20 protein-coding genes and 4 pseudogenes are annotated in these 19,283 nt (G+C 37.1%); 17 read left to right on the plus strand and 7 right to left on the minus strand.

Going from position 1 to position 19,283, the window contains the following annotated elements; translation table 11 throughout:
• Window positions 1–201: 201 nt before the first annotated feature.
• The 3 genes and pseudogenes from ACVBAX_RS15610 to ACVBAX_RS15620 form a co-directional block, all read left to right on the plus strand.
• Window positions 202–423 carry a YdbC family protein gene (locus ACVBAX_RS15610; RefSeq protein WP_447117826.1) on the plus strand — a complete coding sequence of 74 codons (222 nt, stop codon included), beginning with the start codon at window positions 202–204 and terminating at the stop codon, window positions 421–423.
• Window positions 424–727: 304 nt separating this feature from the next.
• Window positions 728–1,612 (plus strand): GIY-YIG nuclease family protein, encoded by an 885-nt coding sequence (locus ACVBAX_RS15615; protein WP_447117827.1) that lies wholly within the window; start codon window positions 728–730, stop codon window positions 1,610–1,612.
• Window positions 1,613–1,753: 141 nt separating this feature from the next.
• A pseudogene (locus ACVBAX_RS15620) lies at window positions 1,754–1,921 on the plus strand (DUF6920 family protein); the annotation flags it as partial.
• A 74-nt stretch (window positions 1,922–1,995) separates the two neighbouring features.
• On the opposite strand, the gene ACVBAX_RS15625 reads toward ACVBAX_RS15620, so the two are convergent.
• Entirely contained in the window at window positions 1,996–3,024 is a 1,029-nt protein-coding gene (locus ACVBAX_RS15625) for an AraC family transcriptional regulator (RefSeq protein WP_447117828.1), read from the minus strand.
• 221 nt (window positions 3,025–3,245) lie between these two features.
• On the opposite strand from ACVBAX_RS15625, the gene ACVBAX_RS15630 reads away from it, so the two are divergent.
• From ACVBAX_RS15630 to ACVBAX_RS15640, 3 genes and pseudogenes are all read left to right on the plus strand, one after another.
• Complete coding sequence (locus tag ACVBAX_RS15630; protein WP_447117829.1) at window positions 3,246–4,511, plus strand: glycoside hydrolase family 1 protein; 1,266 nt, start codon at window positions 3,246–3,248, stop codon at window positions 4,509–4,511.
• A 35-nt stretch (window positions 4,512–4,546) separates the two neighbouring features.
• A pseudogene (locus tag ACVBAX_RS15635) lies at window positions 4,547–4,855 on the plus strand (family 43 glycosylhydrolase); the annotation flags it as partial.
• Between the two features lie 57 nt (window positions 4,856–4,912).
• A complete protein-coding gene (locus ACVBAX_RS15640) occupies window positions 4,913–5,125 on the plus strand; it encodes a beta-xylosidase family glycoside hydrolase (RefSeq protein ID WP_447117848.1) in 213 nt (70 codons plus the stop codon).
• Window positions 5,126–5,286: 161 nt separating this feature from the next.
• Here ACVBAX_RS15640 and ACVBAX_RS15645 read toward each other — a convergent pair whose 3' ends face one another.
• Window positions 5,287–5,742: a hypothetical protein gene (locus ACVBAX_RS15645; protein ID WP_447117830.1), complete on the minus strand. Its 456-nt coding sequence runs from the start codon at window positions 5,740–5,742 to the stop codon at window positions 5,287–5,289.
• A 16-nt stretch (window positions 5,743–5,758) separates the two neighbouring features.
• Complete coding sequence (locus ACVBAX_RS15650; protein WP_447117831.1) at window positions 5,759–6,523, minus strand: hypothetical protein; 765 nt, start codon at window positions 6,521–6,523, stop codon at window positions 5,759–5,761.
• 343 nt (window positions 6,524–6,866) lie between these two features.
• Here ACVBAX_RS15650 and ACVBAX_RS15655 point away from each other — a divergent pair, with 343 nt between their 5' ends.
• Window positions 6,867–7,115 carry a hypothetical protein gene (locus ACVBAX_RS15655; RefSeq protein WP_447117832.1) on the plus strand — a complete coding sequence of 83 codons (249 nt, stop codon included), beginning with the start codon at window positions 6,867–6,869 and terminating at the stop codon, window positions 7,113–7,115.
• A gap of 112 nt (window positions 7,116–7,227) precedes the next feature.
• Here the strand turns inward: ACVBAX_RS15655 and ACVBAX_RS15660 are convergent, their stop codons facing one another.
• Both ACVBAX_RS15660 and ACVBAX_RS15665 read right to left on the minus strand, forming a co-directional pair.
• Window positions 7,228–7,797 carry a hypothetical protein gene (locus tag ACVBAX_RS15660; protein ID WP_447117833.1) on the minus strand — a complete coding sequence of 190 codons (570 nt, stop codon included), beginning with the start codon at window positions 7,795–7,797 and terminating at the stop codon, window positions 7,228–7,230.
• A gap of 245 nt (window positions 7,798–8,042) precedes the next feature.
• A complete protein-coding gene (locus ACVBAX_RS15665; RefSeq protein ID WP_447117834.1) occupies window positions 8,043–8,246 on the minus strand; it encodes a helix-turn-helix domain-containing protein in 204 nt (67 codons plus the stop codon).
• Window positions 8,247–8,378: 132 nt separating this feature from the next.
• On the opposite strand from ACVBAX_RS15665, the gene ACVBAX_RS15670 reads away from it, so the two are divergent.
• The 9 genes and pseudogenes from ACVBAX_RS15670 to ACVBAX_RS15710 all read left to right on the plus strand — a co-directional run bounded on the left by ACVBAX_RS15670 (window position 8,379) and on the right by ACVBAX_RS15710 (window position 17,225).
• Window positions 8,379–9,062 carry an SPASM domain-containing protein gene (locus tag ACVBAX_RS15670; RefSeq protein ID WP_447117835.1) on the plus strand — a complete coding sequence of 228 codons (684 nt, stop codon included), beginning with the start codon at window positions 8,379–8,381 and terminating at the stop codon, window positions 9,060–9,062.
• Between the two features lie 305 nt (window positions 9,063–9,367).
• The gene (locus tag ACVBAX_RS15675; RefSeq protein ID WP_447117836.1) at window positions 9,368–11,149 is read left to right on the plus strand and encodes a tannase/feruloyl esterase family alpha/beta hydrolase; all 1,782 of its coding nucleotides are present in this window, start codon (window positions 9,368–9,370) and stop codon (window positions 11,147–11,149) included.
• Between the two features lie 382 nt (window positions 11,150–11,531).
• Entirely contained in the window at window positions 11,532–13,274 is a 1,743-nt protein-coding gene (locus ACVBAX_RS15680) for a carboxylesterase family protein (RefSeq protein ID WP_447117837.1), read from the plus strand.
• Between the two features lie 287 nt (window positions 13,275–13,561).
• On the plus strand, window positions 13,562–13,726 hold the full coding sequence (locus ACVBAX_RS15685; protein ID WP_447117838.1) for a Fe3+ hydroxamate ABC transporter substrate-binding protein: 165 nt from the start codon (window positions 13,562–13,564) through the stop codon (window positions 13,724–13,726).
• Window positions 13,727–13,826: 100 nt separating this feature from the next.
• Window positions 13,827–14,078, plus strand: a pseudogene (locus ACVBAX_RS15690) (5-methyltetrahydropteroyltriglutamate--homocysteine S-methyltransferase); the annotation flags it as partial.
• Between the two features lie 369 nt (window positions 14,079–14,447).
• A complete protein-coding gene (locus tag ACVBAX_RS15695) occupies window positions 14,448–14,906 on the plus strand; it encodes a DinB family protein (RefSeq protein ID WP_447117839.1) in 459 nt (152 codons plus the stop codon).
• 257 nt (window positions 14,907–15,163) lie between these two features.
• Window positions 15,164–15,412 carry a hypothetical protein gene (locus tag ACVBAX_RS15700; RefSeq protein ID WP_447117840.1) on the plus strand — a complete coding sequence of 83 codons (249 nt, stop codon included), beginning with the start codon at window positions 15,164–15,166 and terminating at the stop codon, window positions 15,410–15,412.
• Between the two features lie 65 nt (window positions 15,413–15,477).
• On the plus strand, window positions 15,478–16,491 hold the full coding sequence (locus tag ACVBAX_RS15705) for a macro domain-containing protein (RefSeq protein ID WP_447117841.1): 1,014 nt from the start codon (window positions 15,478–15,480) through the stop codon (window positions 16,489–16,491).
• A gap of 80 nt (window positions 16,492–16,571) precedes the next feature.
• Window positions 16,572–17,225, plus strand: a complete 654-nt coding sequence (locus tag ACVBAX_RS15710) for a vWA domain-containing protein (protein ID WP_447117842.1) — start codon at window positions 16,572–16,574, stop codon at window positions 17,223–17,225.
• A 153-nt stretch (window positions 17,226–17,378) separates the two neighbouring features.
• On the opposite strand, the gene ACVBAX_RS15715 is transcribed toward ACVBAX_RS15710, so the two are convergent.
• Window positions 17,379–18,473: a hypothetical protein gene (locus ACVBAX_RS15715; RefSeq protein ID WP_447117843.1), complete on the minus strand. Its 1,095-nt coding sequence runs from the start codon at window positions 18,471–18,473 to the stop codon at window positions 17,379–17,381.
• A 254-nt stretch (window positions 18,474–18,727) separates the two neighbouring features.
• Here ACVBAX_RS15715 and ACVBAX_RS15720 point away from each other — a divergent pair.
• Window positions 18,728–19,003, plus strand: a pseudogene (locus tag ACVBAX_RS15720) (CueP family metal-binding protein); the annotation flags it as partial.
• 1 nt (window position 19,004) lies between these two features.
• Here ACVBAX_RS15720 and ACVBAX_RS15725 read toward each other — a convergent pair.
• Window positions 19,005–19,151 carry a hypothetical protein gene (locus tag ACVBAX_RS15725; protein WP_430774117.1) on the minus strand — a complete coding sequence of 49 codons (147 nt, stop codon included), beginning with the start codon at window positions 19,149–19,151 and terminating at the stop codon, window positions 19,005–19,007.
• Between the last annotated feature and the right edge of the window lie 132 nt (window positions 19,152–19,283).

A 19,283-nucleotide genomic window follows, 5' to 3' on the forward strand; every position in this document is an offset into this window, starting at 1 on the left:
ATATAGGTAATTTCCTTTGCTATAGTAGGAAGGAGCTTATGATCTGGCGAGGAAAAGGAATTCGAAAAAATGGTGTATGCTGAAATTACTAGCTACAAATTATAATTAGTAATACAGTATGCCCATCATTTAGCGTTGAAGCAATTTTAGAAGGTAGATTATTGGAAATGGTGAATAAGGGTACAGGAGGAGGGTTAGACAATGGCAGAAATTAAATATGAAATTCAAGAAACAATCGGTTCAATTTCTCAGTCTCCTAAGGGATGGACAAAGGAGTTAAATCTCATTAGTTGGAATGGGAACGCACCTAAGTATGACCTACGCGAATGGGCTCCTGAGCATGAGAAAATGGGTAAGGGTGTCACGTTAACGGTAGAGGAATTGAGAGAATTAAGAAACCTATTAAATGAGTTGGAATTATAAAGGAATTGGGCCGGCTATGTATAGCGGCCTTTTTAGTTCCAGATATTTTGACAAATAGACGAAGCGCAGCACTTTGAGAAGTCCAGAACTCCCTTCATGCAATTCTGGTATAAGTGGGAAATGCACGAATTCTTTTCCTGGGTACTCATTCTAATATTATATGCAATGGGCATACAACAACCTGAAATTATAGCATTTTTTGTCCGCAATTTGCAATACTTGCCAAAATTTACCGCTTGTAAGAATCTTTGTTCCTATGGATAATTGTGGCTATAAATATTCACATGGGGATAGAGGAGAAAAAATGATTATTTATCTAGCAACCAATAAAGTTAACGAAAAAAAATATGTGGGTATGACAACGAGAAACTTACAAGATAGAAAATGGAATCATAAGACAAATGCGAATGATCAAACAAGAACTGAAAACAATCATTTTTCTAATGCTATTCGTAAATATGGTTGGGAAGCGTTTGAATGGGAAGAAATTGATAATGCTATGTTTCTTGAAGATCTACAAGAAAAAGAAAAATATTGGATAAATCATTATGATACTTATCATAATGGTTACAATTCAACCATTGGAGGGGAAGGGTCATATGGTGCAGAAGGTTTAAAAGGAGAGAACAATCCTACTGCAAAGATAACCGAAAAACAAGCACTCGATGCTATAGATTTATTATTTGCTGGTGAAATGTCAATACGTGAAATTGCAAAAGTTACAAAAGTAAGTCCAGCAATAATTAATGCAATTAGCTGTGGTCATAGTTGGACACATTTGTATAAAGGAGATTGTCCAGCCAAAGCTGGAAGAAAACCTGTTTTACGACCATGTAAAGGAGAAAATCATGGTAATGCCATAGTAAGTGAAACACAAGTTATTGAAGTAAAACGATTATTGTCATTAAAAATTCCGATGACTGAAATTTCGGCAATTACAAATATTCCTTATGGAACCATTGACACGATAAAAAGAGGACAGTGTTGGGGTTGGTTGAAAACAGAATATGATGAAAAAATTTCTGTACGAAAACAAACAAGATTAAATGAAGAACAAGTGAAGGAAATAAAAAAATTACTTAAGCAAGGTAAACGACAATTTGAAATAGAAAAATTATTACATATTTCAAGACAAACAATCTCTCTTATATCTTTAAATAAGATTTGGAAGCATGTCACTATTGATTAAGCTACATGCTAGGAAAAAGATAGTATTTATCGCATTCTTTGATTTTGATGTTCATTTGCTGGGTTGAAAAATTCTTCTTGTTTAGACCGTCTCTGCTATCTTTTATTTTAATCAGAAAGGGGACATCCTCGTTTCGTTGGAAAAAGATACAGAGAAATAAATGGTAAGTATGTATTAAGTGATTGGGGAGGAATAAATAAAGAATTTAAAGAATTTGATGGTATTCGAATACCAAGTAAATCGGATGTTACATGGTTCGAGGAAGATGGAGAATTTAGATGGTTTGAGGTTGAAATCACCCAAGTCTAATACAACGTTCCTTTAGTTTATCGGTAACATTAGGAATTATTCATTTTGATTTGCTTATAATTTTAGACCCCTACTCAATCCAGTAAGGGGCTGGTTTTAGTTAAGAAATCTTCTACGATGGTTTCGTCATATCTATGTTTTTCCTTATATCTATAAGGTGTCTCATGAAACAATTCTTTAAATTTTTTATAAAAAAATGTCACACTCGAATAGCCTACTTCCTCTGCTATTTGTGGAATCGGAAGATCCGATTGAGATAAGAACAAGGCGGCCTGATTTAATCGTTGAATCTGGAGAAGTTCTTTGAATGACTTTCCCGTTCCTTTTTTAAGCAAAGTGGAAAGGTAACTGGGATGGAAACCGAAAGTCTGACCCATATCCACTAGGGAACAGTCCTTATAATGTTCTTCAATATATCTCAAAAAGTCTAATAAAGAAGCATCGTTTGAAACCTCATAGGTAGTAGGGGCGTTGTTATATCGAAGGAGTGTCGAAAATAACACGATCAGGTAAGAATCGATAATTTCTTCCGAACAAAAGTCTCGGTCAAAAAACTCACACATAATATTCTCCATAATTTCTATGATCTTCGTGTGATCGCCAGCTCGGAAAATCAGGAAATGATTTTGTTTCCGTTTACTTACTAACGAATCAATCATGAATTGAGAGATAATGCTTTTTTGCGATAATCTTCTTAGAAAACTGGGAGAAAGATAGTCCTGTTTCATGATCATATTTATAATGATATCCTTCTTCGTGGTTGCATCCACACTATGAGGTGTTTCTTTGTTAATGAGTATCAGTTCTCCTTTTTTCAAAACCATCTTTTTTCCTTTTACTGTAACGGTACAACTTCCTCGATAGACAAACATCATCTCAATATAATCATGCATATGAAGAGGAATCACCGAGTGATACGGCTGCTGTGAAATAGAGATGTTCTCTTCAATTGGTGAATCCTTTATATCAAATCCTTTGCTAAAGAGAAACACTTCCTCTCCATCTACTGTCATTATGGAGGGTTTATACTCCTTTAAGACTTTTTCCTCATCGACCTCAAAATGTACTGATTTCAAATAGCTTTCCAGTTCTAAACGTTCCATGGCTTCGCACCCTTTTTCGATTCGAGTAATCATTTTCCTAATTTTAATATAAAAAGTGATCGGTGTTAACCCTGAAACTGTTTATCATTCTTGAAAGTTTCATTCAAAAAGAAATCTATGATTCGAGCAATCAAGTCCTTGTATTTTAACATTATCTGAACGGAAGGCATTTGCTACTATAAAAGTAAGCTTTGTAAAATATCGTTCGGAGGTAACTTACTATGAAATATACATTTCCTGAATCTTTCCTATGGGGAACAGCGACATCTGCCTACCAGGTAGAAGGAAACAATGATCGATCAGATATGTGGGCAGAAGAGTATTCGGAAGGATCACCGTACAGAGATTTTTCCGGTGATGCGGTTGATCACTACAATAGATACAAAGAGGATATTGAACTCATGGCGAGTCTAGGTTTAAACAGTTACCGTTTTTCCATCGAGTGGTCAAGAATAGAACCGGAACCAGGTGTTTATTCCAAAGAAGAAATGGACCATTATCGTGATGTGATCAAAGTTTGTTATGACAACAACCTCACACCTGTTGTGACCATGATGCACTTTACTTCTCCGCAGTGGTTGATGCAAATGGGCGGGTGGAGAAATCCAAAAACGGCAGACCTTTTTGCCAAGTATTGCGAGGTAGTGTTTAAAGAGCTGGGGCAGGACATCCCTTATGTGTTGACGATGAATGAAGTCAATTTACCAGTGATGTTAAAAGAACTGTTCATTAATCTAGACTTTATGCCACCTGTTGGTATGGATGCTAAATCATGGACAGCACCCGGTTGGCGTGAATCAGCTGCCCAAAAATGCGGAACAACGGTGGATCAATATTTCACTTTCCACATGGCTTCTGATGAGGAGTCTTTAAAAATTGTGAAAGAAGCACATTGTAAAGCCCGAGCGGTAATGAAGAAAATAAACCCATTAACCAAAATAGGATTATCCTTAGCACTGCCAGACATTCAAGCAGTTGAAGGCGGCGAAGAGCAGGCGGCAAAGGTTTGGCATGATTACTTTGGTCAATTTAAGTCTGTCGTTGAAAGAGACGATTTCATTGGAGTACAAAACTACACTCGGGAAATTTACGGTACACAAGGACAAGTTCCGGTAGCGGAAGGAACGGAAGTGACGGCGATGGGGTATGAGTACTATCCGGAAGCCTTGGCCGGTACGATTCGTAATGTGGCTAAAGAGCTGGATATCCCTGTGATGGTGACAGAACATGGCATTGCCACGAACGATGACAACCGCCGGGTCGAATTTATCCAACGTGGACTGAAGGGGCTGCATTCGTGCATCGAGGACGGGATTCAAGTGTTAGGTTATCTTTATTGGTCCACATTTGATAACTATGAATGGACGTTTGGATATGAACCGAAATTTGGGGTTATCGGGGTGAATCGAGATACGCAAGAGAGACAGGTGAAAGAAAGCGGTCATGTGTTAGGGGATATTTCAAAGAACAATGCTTTAAATTGGTAGATTCTCGTAACCCAACAAACAGAAGGAGATTGATCATGAAGTATACCAATCCTATTATACTGGCTTTCATCCAGATCCAAGCATCTGTAGAGTGGGAGAAGATTTTTATCTAGTGACTACGAATTTGTCCATTGGAAAGAACTTTTTTGTTTGGACGGAAAACCCAGAAGGACCTTGGTCTGACCCGATTTTTCTTGAGTGGCCTGGAATTGACCCTTCTCTATGGTTTGATGAAGATGGAAAGGTGTGCTAGAAGTCAACAGCCATTTGGACCTTTTGAAAGTCATCCGAATAATCCGATCCTTACCCACAGAAGCAGTTCAAGCCCCATTCAAGCAACTGGCATCTGACATGATTCAATACACTGTTAGTAGCTGTTTGAGTATGCACAAGATTCTATTATTCTATCGGTTCTTGCAGATGCCAAAAACTATACATTCAGCTATCAACAGCCAGACAGAGAATCGATTACTATAGGTACGGGAGAATTCTCTCTATTATCGACGGAAGTGGCGGGTGGATTTACAGGAGTTTTCTTTGGACTTTACGCCACAGGAAATGGAAGTCATTCTGCAACCCCGGCGTATTTTGATTGGTTTGAGTATCGTTTGTGAATGCTCAGGAGCACCTTTTCGTAGGGTGCTCTTTTGGATCTATAAGGAACGAGCATCTCATTCTCATGCTTTTGTCAGAAAAATGAAGACATCATGGGTAAAGAATTGTTTAGTAATAGCATCTGAAATTACTAAAAGTTAAGATTTTAAAAAGCATATCTCTATAGATGTCTTATTCTAGACAGTCCTAGTGCTCCATTTTTCCATAAAATGTTTTCAACTATATGCCACTGATGTTTTTCACACCGTATCATTAAAACAATTTCTGATGAAAAAGATTTTGTTGCTCTTTTATTTTTTTTAATTAATAACATTTTTATTATAAAGCCTATAAGCAAGCCACTAACTGCGCCGATAATGCCCCATATAATGGGACCCCATTCTAAGAGATAGCCATATATTGCTCCTAAAAGCATCAAACATGTGCCGATTATGGCAGCTAGATCAAACAAACTGAGTCCATCTGCTTGATGAATCGTATCAAACAATTGTCGATGATCCAATTTTTTATCAAGTGGTACTGCTAAGATCTTATCATTTGGAATTTCATTTTGTTCCAGTTCAGTTATAGTTAATTCAATAATAATAGAATTTTCAAAGGTAGCAATGACAAACAAAATATTCACACTCCTTTTATATGGGAGGTTTAAAATTATTATTTTGGTATTTTCTTCGTAAAAATAAGGACATTTCTTTTTCAAATAGTTTGTTGTGCTCAACTGCCGAAACATAAGAATCATAAACAACAAAAAGGTATATCGATGGAAAGTATAATGTCCATTGCATATTAAGGACCTCTTTAGCTTGTACAAAATTCCCCAACATTGAAAGGTGGATGGCATGCAGAATATGTCCCCAATAACATATTGCTACAGTATAAATAAAAATGAAAAATCCAGATATGACATGATGAAGGTACAGATGTCCGAGACCTGGGAATAGAGCTGACCAGACTAAGGCAACCCATGGTTTTCGTTTATCTAAATAGTTCATGTCCCATGTCCCCATTTTAATAGGTAAAATAGGTGCATCTTCTCGGTCCGCTAAGATATATTGTTTATTTAAATCTATGGTTGTACGATAACTATCCCATATACCGAACATATAAATAGACACATATAGCATTAACCAGCGTTCATCTAATACTTCTTTTGCTTTGTCAAAGTTACCTAATAACGAATATAGGATACCAAGGTTTACATTAGCCATTTGATTGATGAATGTTTCCCATAAAATCAAAATAAAGGCGGCAGCATACCGGTGGTGCATTAGATGTCCGAATCCTGGATAAGAAAACGAAAAAAAAGCTACAACCCATGGATTTTTTAAATGAATTTGACCCGTTGTTAATTGAGATAAAAAAGCCCTTTGTCTTCGGTAGGGGGGGATTTGATTCATAATTTAATTCTACCTCGCTGGTCTTTGCATATTCGATAAGGATAACTGTAAATTTAACCCCTTATATGAACTGATTTTTTCTTACTCAATTTCACTGTATTTTTCCATTTGCTGTTCCTAAAATACTCCATTTTTAACTTTCCCTACTAATAAATTCTTAGTCAGACAAGGTTCAATTAAATTTGATAACAAACTAAATAACAAAAGTTAAGTTTTAAGAGAGGTTATGAAAAAATTTCGAATAAATAACAATCGGGTCCAAATATTGAGTAAAGAAGGGTTGTTCCAAAAAAAATTGAATTAAATAGAATACTGATAAAAATATTGATTGGGAGGATTATAAGTGGGCGATATCGATAAAAGAAATCGATTAGACGAAGCTCCATTTAGCTACAAAATTACTAAAAATAATACTGTTCTTATCGATTATTATGGAAAACAAGTAAAATTATTAAAAGGGAAAGATGCTGAAAAAATTTTAGAAAAAATTAAAATGGCTGAAAATGAAAAAGCAGTGCAACTTATATTGGCAAAGATAACAGGTAATTTTAAAAGAGGAAATGAACGAATGATGAACTCTAAGAATTTGTGAAAATCCAAACCAGTTATTTATTTAAAGGTGAATTAAAATATGTAACGGGAAAAACACCTATTTCTTCCTTTCTAAAGGGACAGCATTCTTTAAAAATAAAGTTTTTGCGTCCTCAAGCCTTTTGTCTTGCCAAATAATACTTTATAAAAAACTGCGTCATCCCATAAGCAATTCCTGAAATGACTAAATCTATAAAGAATAGATGAACAATGGTAAATCCCTTAGTAATGGAGACGAGACCTATTAACTTCTCAATAGGTGCAAAACCCAAAGCAAATAAGGCGCTAAGTCCAGTAGTCCATAAAATGAAAGGTTTTTCTTGATTTGTGCAATATTGATAAAGAAGCATAAAGGACACAGGTAAAATCGATGCTGTTATTCCAAAAGCTTGTGGCAAGAATGGCATGAGGAAATAATAATGGTCTATATAACCTTGTCTTATAAGTGCTAGATCTGTATATGTCCATAACATATGTACGGTATAACCAAAGAAAAGAATTTCAAAGGTTCTATTTCGGTCAAGCTTAATCAGAAGCACAACCAGTGGAACAAGTAAGCAGAGTAGTAAGACCCAGAACTGCCAGTTTCCCCAGTCAGAATGCTCATGCCAATAAGAATTCATTAAAGAGGTAACTTTCTTACTCGACTCGTTTATTTCCTTCCAATATTGCATAACTGACATGTTAACACCTCTTTTTAAGCCGAAAAGCATCCGAGTTACGGGAAGCCTTTCCAATTTCCTGCTTCAAATACATGTTATTAAATTAGCCAAGCACTTTCTTTTTATGCAAAAATACGGTGAAAGCAGAGGATAATTTATTTGTAAAAAATATATTGTAGTCATGCTTAAACAAAAAAAAGACAAGGCATTTCTCCAGTCTTTCTATGATGAATATACACATTAAAGAATAAAGTTTAGATCCAAACTTAAGATAGGTCTTCACCAAGGTACTCGAATATCTTAAATGAAAGGTAGATACTGAAAACATCGTCAATATTACTTAAATTAATATTCATGATTTCTTCTATCTTTCCAATACGGTAATATAAAGTATTTCTATGTACATTCATTGCAGCGGCAAGTTCGGATTGACTTTTGATGTTCATGATATAAGAGAACAGACTTTTCACGTAATCTGTTTTTCGTTTGCGATCATACTCAATCAATTTAAAGAGGGAGGGATGGCATAACTCTTTTAATTAGTGTCACGAGAGAATCTTTTAAAGCCACTGGAAGTCTACCATTTCTTAAAAGAACAAGGTGTGGAATTTATTCAATTTAACCCGATTGTGGAAAGAATACCGGATGAGATGGCCTCCCTAATGGGCCTTAGACATGCTACACCACATGCTAATTATGAAGAGGGGCAAAAAGCTTTAGCGACTAATTTTAGTGTAGAACAAGGCGTTTTTGGAACATTTCTAACGGAAATCTTTGATGAATGGGTTCACAATGATGTCGGTTCCATACACGTCATGAATTTTGAGTGGGCACTTGAGTCTTGGTTAGGGCTACCGTCAACCGTTTGCATTTTCTCAGAAGAATGCGGTAATGCACTGGCCATCGAGCATAATGGGGATATGTACTCCTGTGATCATTATGTTTACCCAGATTTCCGCTTAGGAAATGTATTGGAGCAAGATCTAATAGCGATGGTAGAGTCAAACACACAGAGGTCATTCGGAGAAAACAAAAAGAGTTCACTTCCTAAGCAATGTATGGAATGTGAGGTCAAGTTTGCCTGCCATGGAGAATGCCCTAGACATCGATTTATGCGAACACACGATAATGAACCAGGACTGAGTTATCTTTGCTCTGATTATAAGCACTATTTTCATCATATCCATCGTTACATGAAGGTCATGGTTCAGTTGATTGAAAATGGACTTCCTGCATCAAAGGTGATGGATGTGATCAAAGCTCCGATTGTTATTTCAAATCATTAAGGTACTACACTCAAGCAAATGGTAGTTATTATTACATTAAAAATAAAATTGAAAAAGCTAACAAGGTTTGAGTATAGCTACTTGTTAGCTTTTTTGCCTTTCAATTTCAGTAATATTAATGAAATTCCCTAGATCTTTTAGTACATCATGTACGTATTCTTTTATGTTTTCATCACCTATAATTAAAAATGTAAAAATTCTGAATATTTTTGTAAAGGGGGAATCAAGGCTCATACTCATGAAGAAGTATAGTAATAAAATAGGGATGAAGCTTACGCTTGACTAGGAGAGAAAGGAGAATGTCTATGAAAAAGAAGAAAAGTTATTCCATTCTATTAATAGTAGTTCTTATTATGTCATTCATTCCTTCTATTGTTATGGCAGGTGATGGAAGCGCTTTAAAAGTGACTCAGGCTACAGGAAATAAAAATGCAGGAACTTCTAACCCTATTCCTACGTTATCTCCTGCACAGCCAGGCACATTGCAGACATGCGAGAAACTAACATCTTTTAATTTTACAAATACGATCATTACAAGGGCAGAGATTATTCCTGAGGGAGAGCTGTCCAATGGTGGGAATCCTGTTGGCGAGCATTGTCTCATCATGGGAAAAATGAACGAGCGAGTGAGCCCTGTAGACGGTCAGACCTATGCCATCGGTTTTGAAATGCGTCTTCCAGTCGACTGGGCAGGCCGGTTCCTCTACCAAGCCAATGGTGGATTGGACGGCGCAGTAACTCCTGCTCTTGGTAACATCACAGGTGGCCAGCTGGATAACGGGATACAGATGGGATTTGCGGTGCTAAGCTCGGATGCGGGTCATAGCGGAGCGCAAAATCCCCTATTCGGGATCGATCCGCAGGCACGTTTGGATTACGGCTATCAGGCAGTCGGAACGCTTACTCCTATGGCTAAGAGTTTGATTGAGGCGGCGTACGGACGTCAGCCTGATCGTTCCTACATTGCCGGAACGTCCAACGGTGGCAGACATACCATGGTGGCTGCTTCCCGTTACACTGATCAGTATGACGGGTTCCTAGCAGTTGCGCCAGGATTCAACCTGCCAAAGGCAGCAGTGGCCCAGCTATGGGGAGCTCAGCAGTGGACAAAGGTAGCCACCACCAAAGAAAACCTGGAGACAGCACTACCTACAACCGAGCGGCAAGTGCTGGCGCAAGCAATTCTAGACCGCTGTGATGGCTTGGATCGACTGGTTGACGGAATGGTGCAAGACAGCGAGCGTTGCCAGAAATTCTTCGATGTTGAGAGGGACGTCCCAACCTGTGTGGCTGGACGGGATGGTACGTGTCTCACCGAAGAGCAGAAGCTTGTTGTAAAGGATGTTTTCGCAGGAGCACGCACTAGTTCCGGAGAAGAAATTTACTCTTCCTTCCCATTTGATCCAGGAGTGGTTCAGAGCGGTTGGGCAAATTGGAAGTTTAGTAGCTCCGTTGGTCCACGCGATCCCGTGGCTGTCGGCTTCATCTTCTCAACACCTCCTGAAGATCCAAGTATGTTGGAGAACACTCTGGACTTTGCGCTCAACTTTGATGTGGACACACGCTCAGGGGTAATTTATGAGTCTAACGAGCTGTACACTGAAAGTGCCATGGAGTTTATGACACCGCCTAACCCGACAAAGTTGGATACCTTGCGCAATTCAGGTGCAAAGATGATCGTGGCGCATGGCGCATCAGACGGTGTCTTTTCCCCTGACGACACAGCCCGCTGGTACGAGGAGCTTGACACGAACTACCAGAATCAAGCTGAGGAGTTCGCCCGTTACTTCGAGATCCCCGGCATGGGGCACTCCCGTGGCGGTCCTGCCACTGATCAGTTTGATGGGCTTGGAGCTCTAATTAATTGGGTTGAATACGGCGAGGCGCCGGACCGAATTACGGCCACGGCTCGCGGTGAGGGAAATCCTGGTGGCGTTAACCCGGATGTGCCTTCTAGCTGGGCACCGTACCGCTCCCGACCACTGTGCGTATACCCACTTGTGGCCCGCTATACAAAGGGTGATCCGGAAGTGGCAAGCAGCTTTTCATGCAAACCAAGTTCCGGGGGATCAGGTCTTAACCGATAATCCTGCAGGAAGGAGAAACAGATAATAGATTACTAGTTCTATAGTAGGTTTTTTCACGAAAGATTGCTTAAATAAATAGGCTACGTTTACTAGTTTTTTATAAATTCAAAAGAATCTAAATGTAAGCGTTGACAGAGGGTGCTGAATTTAGTAATTTAACAATAGAAATCTATATCATTCAAAGGAATGTTACCTCTTTTGGGCATAACCTGAACAGATTTGAATCATATTCTTGGTTCATTCTGTTCAGGTTTTTTATTTTTAAAAAAATGGAAGGGAGGTGTCTATAAGTACATATGCCATGTCCAATTGAACAAAAAAGGGTAGCATCCTTTATGGGTGATGAAGAGTTCAAAGATATTTCTAAAGGAGTGGGATCATAGTGAAAAGAGTATTGACATCCTTATTGGCTTTTATACTCGCCTTAGGGTTAGTAGGCAGTAATGTTTCAGCTGTATCTTTTCTATCAGCTAATGAAAAGTCAGAAGTTTCATCCTATCAAACTTATAAAAAAGGGATCACTCAAGAAACGAAATACGGTAATGTAAAAGGATATGTGAATGACGAAGAAAGCGCGTTGGTATGGAAGGGAATTCCTTATGCAAAAGCTCCAGTTGGGGATTTGAGATGGAAAGCTCCAGAAGACCCAGCTCCATTTGAAGGTACCTTTGATGCAACAAAGGCTGGAAATATTGCCATTCAGTCTTCTGCTCAAGGGATTATCGGGAGCGAAGATAGCTTGAATATTGACATTTATCGACCTAATACAAATAAAAAAAATCTGCCTGTTTTATTTTTCATTCACGGAGGTAATAATCAAACGGGAACATCCCAAGAAATTACAGGGGAATCTTTTGTTAATGATTTAGAGGCTATTTTTGTTTCAGTCAATTACCGGCTTGGGCCATTAGGATTTAATCCTCTACCAGCCCTAAATACAGGTAACGGACTAGAGGACTCAGGAAACTATGCACTATTAGACATCGCAAAATCCCTGGATTGGGTCAAGGAAAATATAAAAAGCTTTGGAGGAGATCCGAACAACGTGACCATCTCTGGATTCTCTGCTGGAGGTAGAGATGTCATGGCTGCGTTAGCTTCTCCAATTTTTGAGGGGAAATTTCATAAGGCCATTGCATTCAGTGGTGGAATGACGATGGCCGATCAAGATGATAGTGTGAAAGTGTTTGCCAAAGCCATCGCTCCATTAGTGGTGAAGGATGGTGTCAAATCAACAGAAGAAGAAGCATATCAATGGCTTCAGACTGAGGATGAGGCAGTAAAAGAATATCTCTATTCATTGTCTGCTGATAGATTAAGTGGATTAATGAGTAATGCAGCCATTCGAATGAGTGTTTTTCCTCACCTGTACAATGATGGTGTAGTTCTACCAAAGGAAAAGTTTGATACCAAGAACTATAACTCTGTTCCTTTAATCATGCTGACTGGAACATCGGAATTCTCCTTCTTTGCATGGGGAGATCCATACTTTGCAAGTAGTGTACAAGATGGGAGTTTATTAACGGACAAAACCAAGTATGCTGAATACTCTTTTGCTAAGAAATATGGAAGTGATCTATACAAATTGTTTAACACTCAGGAATCAGCTGAAAAAATGTATGATAGCTATAAGGCACCTATTTACACTGTTGAAATACCTTTTGGGGAAGAACTTACTGGAGCCACGGATATGATGTCTGTTTTCGGGTCATTCCATGGTGTCTTTGTCCCCCTATTAGACAGTAACAATAAAAGCTATTTATCTATGATGAGAGAATCATATAGTCTAGATGGAGCGAAGGAACTGAGCGTTCAGTTCAAACAATACCTGGCTAACTTCCTTCATGATCATAAGGGTAACCCTAATGGAAAAAAATTAACAGATTGGGAAGCCTGGACGAAAAAGAAGCCATCTAACCTAGTATTAACAGCGGATGAAACAAATGCTATCGCAGAAATGTCTGTTGTTACTACTGATAAACTAGATGTAATCCAAGAGATAGAAAATGATACGTCTATTTCATCAGAGGCCAAGGAGAAGATCGTTCGTGAAGTATTGAATGGGCGTTGGTTCAGTGCAGAGCTTGATGAATTCTATGAAAACAAAAGCTTGTGGGTTGAATAACTTCTAAAATTCATAATGTTAAAGTAGCACAGATCAGAGTAACGATCTGTGCTACTTTATTTCATCCATTATAAAACTTTAATCAATATTTACGATACTAGATAAATCCATCTCAAACGTATCGTTCCTTTAATAGCAATGGCGATTTTTATTAGTTTAGGAAACTATATTAATGCCATACACCTTGCAATGCTTTCTCTTCAAACAAAGGAGAGTGTTGTGGAAAGGAACTTTTTACACAGTAGTTCGTAGTAATTAAATATAGGAATATCTTAGGAGGGACATGTATGTTTAAATTAAAACCTCAATGCTCAAATTGCAATAAAGAAATAAAAGGAAATGAAGTAGTTTATGTGAAAATGCGTTATCCAGAGAGAAAAGGTATGACGGAGATAAAGGCATTTTTACGGAATGAGGGACAATTAATTTGTGAGGATTGTTTTAATAAGTAACTTTATTAATCAACGATCCGTTTTTTGAAGTTCGAAGTTATCAAGTATATTGAAGAGATCTAAAAAGGTGGGAGAATAACATTAGGCCCTTACCACAGTTTACATAGCAAAGGGTGGAGCACAAGTCGTGCTATGTGTATTCACCTCAAAACATGGGGAATTAGAAGATAAGGAAAATATTTAAGCACTTATAGAAGAGGCGACAAAATATGTGCCATTCGAACAATTATGCATCAGTCCACAATGCGGATTTGCTTCTACGCATCACGGAAATATTTTAACCGAGGAAGAGCAATGGGCGAAGCTGAAATACATTGTAGATATTTCAAAAGAGATATGGGATAAGATTTAAACGAACACCTTTTGGCGGGTGTTCGTTTTTTATAATATCGGAAAGGGCATTTAGTTCATCTTATCTATGCTTGGACCTGTAATTGTCGATGTAAGAATTTACAGTCAAGAATGAACCAATCAAGAATAATATTATTCCTGATATACTAGTAGGATACAATAGTTCCCACATATTAACCCCTCCTTATTTATATCGTATTAAGATGCTTTGTTATTTTAAATCATATCATGTTGAGATATAATTAACAACATAAAAAGAGTGGATTCCTTATTATCAAAAAGTGCTTTGATTCGGGTACCCTCAAAGGGTTTAGAGTGATTAGAGAAACGTCAACTAATGTGCATTTCCAAATTTGAGGAGGATATATTGATGAAACATTTAATTGATGAGTATAAAGAAAGTTACAACAAAATGGTTACAGAAATTGAAGGGTTAACACAAGAGCAAATCTTATATAAACCATCTGAGAATAGCTGGAGTATAAGGGAAATCGTCATACATGTTACGGATGCGGAATTAGTACATGTTCATCGAATGAAGTCCGTTTTATCAGAAAATAATCCCATACTTACTGCCTTTGATCAAGATGCATGGACATCTAAATTGCATACACAATCCCTTGATCATCAGCTGTATCTTTCATTGTTCGATGCTATGATTAACAGTTTTATCCCTATTTTAACTAATCTAGGCGAGGATGATTATTTGCGCGTTGGTACCCACAATATAGAAGGAGAATTTACGTTTAAAGAGTTGTTCGAACACTCGATAGAACATATCCAAAACCATGTGGAGCAGATTCGAAAGATAAAGAAGGAAATTCTGTGAAAATTTGATTCTAATCAAATCCCTTTTTTAAAGAAAGGTATAGAATATAGCTATTAACATGAAAGGAGGTACAACAATAGGGAGAAAAAACTATAGATAGACCTGAGTATAGTGCATTAATTAAAGTCTTGTAGAAATGCATCCCTCACATTTTTACAGTAACTGCCTTGTAAGTTTAATGCTTTCAGGGCTTTTTTAAAAAGTTTGTGAAAACAGAGATTCATTTCTTTCAAATAATTCAAGGGTGGTGTGAAATAATGTTATATCAAGTAACTTTATATGTTCTAGGAATCTGCTGTTTAGATAAGTTATCATCCATTCAGAAAGAAGTGGAGGGATTAGTGGGGGTTATTTCCTTTAAAGGGTATTCTCCAAAGGGAAAGATAGTTATTGAGTTCAAACCTCACTCCTTATCCACTTCGGATATTGTTGGTAAGGTCGAAGATCAAGGTTTTGCGGTAATCAAGAAAGTTCAGAGAGAATTTTTCCAGGAAATATATAATTAATTGAAGTTTGTTTTATAATGAAGTAATTATTTTTTTTTAAAAATAAATGGAAGGAGGCTCCATTCATGCCATTAGAGATTGTCCGCAACGATCTGACAAAGATGAAGGTTGATGCGATTGTAAATGCTGCAAATACCGAATTAAAAATGGGTGGAGGCGTTTGTGGGGCGATTTTTCGGGCCGCCGGTGTGAAAGAGTTATCACAAGCATGTGATGTTTTAGGAAGATGTTCCGTTGGAGAAGCAGTCCTTACAGAAGGATTTAGGTTACCGGCAAAATATATCATACATACGCCAGGGCCCATTTGGAAGGGTGGTTCTTATCAAGAATCCAAGCTGCTAATGAATTCATATGAACATTCTCTAAAGTTAGCTAAGAAGTATCAATGTGAATCCATTGCCTTTCCACTCATTTCAGCAGGGATCTACGGATATCCAAAAGAAGAGGCCTTACAAATGGCTGTTTCTACCATTAGTCAATTTCTCTTACATCATGACATGCTTGTTTATTTAGTCGTGTTTGACAGAACTTCCTTTATGTTAAGCCAAAAGCTTTTCTCATCTATCTATGAATATATTGATGAACATTATGTGGAAGAAGTAGAACTGACATTTCATCGCCGACAAGACCGCTACATATTTGAACAATTGCAAGAATCTGTGACTTTACCAGAAGATTTTTATGAAAAAAAGAATGAGCCCCTACTAGAAAATAGTCTAGCGCATCTTGTAGATGAACTTGATGAATCTTTTTCGGAACGATTACTTCGACTGATTGATGAAAGAGGGATGACGGATGTCGAGACCTATAGAAGGGCGAATATGGATCGACGCTTATTTTCAAAAATCCGTAATAAAGTAGATTACACTCCTACCAAAAAAACAGCCCTTGCCTTATCCATTTCTTTACATCTCAATGTACACGAAACCAACGATTTGCTGTCAGCAGCCGGATATACATTGTCGAGGAGCAGTAAATTAGATGTGATTATTGAATTTTTTATCCAACAAGGTAATTATAATATTCACGAAATCAATGAAGCACTATTTGCTTTTGATCAACCGTTACTAGGTGCGTAAATGTCGCTTTTGAAGCGACCTATTCTTTTTCTAAACTTGATATCCTTCATATATAAATCATGAAGTGGAGGATTATAAGAATGAAAAAGAATGTAACAGAAGTAGTGTTTATCCTAGACAAAAGTGGGTCAATGGCAGGGCTTGAAACAGACACAATCGGTGGATACAATTCAATGCTAAATAAGCAAAGAAAAGCGGAAGGAGAAGCTTTCGTAACAACTGTATTATTTAATCATCAGTATGAACTCTTACATGATCGAATCAATGTAAGAGGAATATCTCCGATCACCGAACGTGACTATGAGGTAGGGGGAACAACAGCCTTACTCGATGCCATCGGTTTTTCCATACAAAAAATCGGTAATGTCCAAAAATACACAAGTAAAGAAGAGAAAGCTGATAAGGTCCTATTCGTCATCACAACAGATGGCATGGAAAATGCCAGTCGGGAATTTACCCCTGAACAAATCAAAAAGATGATCAAACATCAAAAAGAAAAATATGGATGGGACTTCATCTTTCTAGGGGCGAATATCGATGCCATTTCAACGGCTGCACAGTTTGGAATTGATGAAGACTTCGCGGTAGACTATCATGCCGACAACCATGGAACAAAATTAAATTATGAGATGGTAAGCGAGGCCGTAGTGAAGGTTCGAAGCGGGAAGAACATTGATCGGAGCTGGAAAGAAGGGATTGAGAGGGATTATCAGGGGCGATTGAGAAAGAATTAGGGAAGTTCTAAAATTGTCGTTTTTTGCATAACCTTATCTATATTTTTCCGGGGTAGGGACAAAGGAGAAATCTGAGACAATGTCCCTACTGATTTTAGGTTTATACTAATTTCTTAGAGTTAGACATAGTTAGGAGCTGTTATTCATTTTACATTACAAATTGTTAATAAAATCAAGAGCCTCTTCCAGCTTAGCTTCCAATACCATATTCTTTAAAGTGATTGATTCGATGAGATTATTGGTGTTCTCGTTGGCTTGAATTAAATCGTTAATAATATCTGTAGACATGTTTGAAATATTGCTAATTGAAGAGTTTAAGCTAAATGATACTAAGACAATTAGATTACCCATGGCTTCCTCTTCAGATGCGATTGAATTTATAATATTGCTCAAGTTTGTTTCGATTTGTAGAATTTGAGTTTCATTTAATTCAACTTGTCGTAATAAGAAAAGAACATCTTCTAGTTTTGCTTCTAAGATAATGTTTTTCTGAACGATTGCGTCAAAAATACTACTTACACTATTATTCATTTCGAATCTTTGGGCCGTCGTAGGTCCAAAATTGCCGGCTCTATTTATTTTTTGAGCTTCACTATCAATTAGAGTAGCCAAACTTGTTTCTTCATTGCTTATAGCATTAATTAATAATATTAAGTTATTGATAACATTTACAATGGTGACCGGTAAAACAACCCCTACTGAAATTAGAAATTCGATAAACTGAATAACATCTCGGAGTTTCCGTTGTAACACAAAGTTTTTCTGAACGATTATTTTTATGAGAGCCCTTACACTTTGATCCAACTCTAATAATTCCTCTACAGAAGTGGCAATTGGAAGAGCGGTATTTATCTTTGTTGCTTCTGCATCAATTAAATCAGCTAGTGCATTTTCTTCATTAAATATACTACCAATAATATTGGCAAATTCAATTAGTAATTGTTGTACCGAATATGATCCTACATCTTGTTGTCTCAATGTATTTAGTACATCACGAAGTTTTCTTTCTAATATAACGTTTTTCAATAATACATTTTTCATTGTTCTGGTTACAGAGCGGTTAATTCTTATCAAATCGTTTATTGTAACACTTTCAACCTCAACGGCCGCTTGTATTTTATTAACCTCTGACAAGATTAAATTCCGCAAACCAATTTCTTCAGTTGCAATTGATCCAATGACATTGATTAGAGCTGAACTTTGTACTTGGTTGATTTGAATAGGCTCATCATTTTGACTATTGGTCATAGTAAACACCCTTTCGAATTTATTACTATAAAGTATTCAATTTATAAAAATATCGAACGGCGCTTGTCCTACTATTACGTATTTTTTAAAATTCATTAAGTTTTATTGTAAAACATTTCATCAGAATGGACTTTAAGTAATCAGTGGGTGAATATTTCTGCTTAAAAGTTGTATATATTGTGTCGAATACAGGAGTAAATATCTATAAAAGAAAGTAGGATGGTATAATCAAACGTTTAGGCACCATTAAAAACGAATCTGCTTCGATTACATCTGAACATCTGATTGTGAAGAAAAGTAACGGAGATGAGGAAATCTATGACTTGCCCGAAGATGAATTTTTCGTTTCAATTGCTCCTTACGTGAATGAAACCCATCCTTGAACGAATCATAGCTTGACAGGTTGTCAAGGTGAACTAGTTGAAGAAACGTTTGATGTATTTATCGAAGATATGGACGGCAATGTCGTTTTAAATGAAGAAGTACACTCTCAAAGTAATGGTTTTTTCGATTTTTGGCTTCCGCGTGATTTTAATCTTGCATGGCTCCTGCCTCTCGGGAAGTCATTGCACCTTTTCCTTGACTTACATCTTTTTGTATTTCTTCTTTCACTTTGTGTGCATCTGTACCAGCATATTCTGGTCTCATAATATTTTTAGACTGTTGGTTCTGTTGCAAAAAAGTTCCTCCCTCTATAAATGTTGATTTATCAACGGTTTGACCCGTTCGTGGGGTGTCAAAAAAATTTTTTTCGACACGATCCCTAACAATATTTTTATTTTATGTGAATCTATTCCAACACATGGGTAC

The organism is Robertmurraya sp. GLU-23 (assembly GCF_052983275.1).

What these genes read in the sequence shown, in the direction of transcription:
- ACVBAX_RS15630 (WP_447117829.1), top strand. Translation starts at nt 3,246, where the DNA reads ATGAAATATACATTTCCTGAATCTTTCCTATGGGGAACAGCGACATCT.
- ACVBAX_RS15705 (WP_447117841.1), top strand. Translation starts at nt 15,478, where the DNA reads ATGCCATTAGAGATTGTCCGCAACGATCTGACAAAGATGAAGGTTGAT.
- ACVBAX_RS15685 (WP_447117838.1), top strand. Translation starts at nt 13,562, where the DNA reads ATGTTTAAATTAAAACCTCAATGCTCAAATTGCAATAAAGAAATAAAA.
- ACVBAX_RS15610 (WP_447117826.1), top strand. Translation starts at nt 202, where the DNA reads ATGGCAGAAATTAAATATGAAATTCAAGAAACAATCGGTTCAATTTCT.
- ACVBAX_RS15615 (WP_447117827.1), top strand. Translation starts at nt 728, where the DNA reads ATGATTATTTATCTAGCAACCAATAAAGTTAACGAAAAAAAATATGTG.
- ACVBAX_RS15650 (WP_447117831.1), bottom strand. Translation starts at nt 6,523, where the DNA reads ATGAATCAAATCCCCCCCTACCGAAGACAAAGGGCTTTTTTATCTCAA.
- ACVBAX_RS15695 (WP_447117839.1), top strand. Translation starts at nt 14,448, where the DNA reads ATGAAACATTTAATTGATGAGTATAAAGAAAGTTACAACAAAATGGTT.
- ACVBAX_RS15625 (WP_447117828.1), bottom strand. Translation starts at nt 3,024, where the DNA reads ATGGAACGTTTAGAACTGGAAAGCTATTTGAAATCAGTACATTTTGAG.
- ACVBAX_RS15710 (WP_447117842.1), top strand. Translation starts at nt 16,572, where the DNA reads ATGAAAAAGAATGTAACAGAAGTAGTGTTTATCCTAGACAAAAGTGGG.
- ACVBAX_RS15675 (WP_447117836.1), top strand. Translation starts at nt 9,368, where the DNA reads ATGAAAAAGAAGAAAAGTTATTCCATTCTATTAATAGTAGTTCTTATT.
- ACVBAX_RS15715 (WP_447117843.1), bottom strand. Translation starts at nt 18,473, where the DNA reads ATGACCAATAGTCAAAATGATGAGCCTATTCAAATCAACCAAGTACAA.
- ACVBAX_RS15660 (WP_447117833.1), bottom strand. Translation starts at nt 7,797, where the DNA reads ATGTCAGTTATGCAATATTGGAAGGAAATAAACGAGTCGAGTAAGAAA.
- ACVBAX_RS15700 (WP_447117840.1), top strand. Translation starts at nt 15,164, where the DNA reads ATGTTATATCAAGTAACTTTATATGTTCTAGGAATCTGCTGTTTAGAT.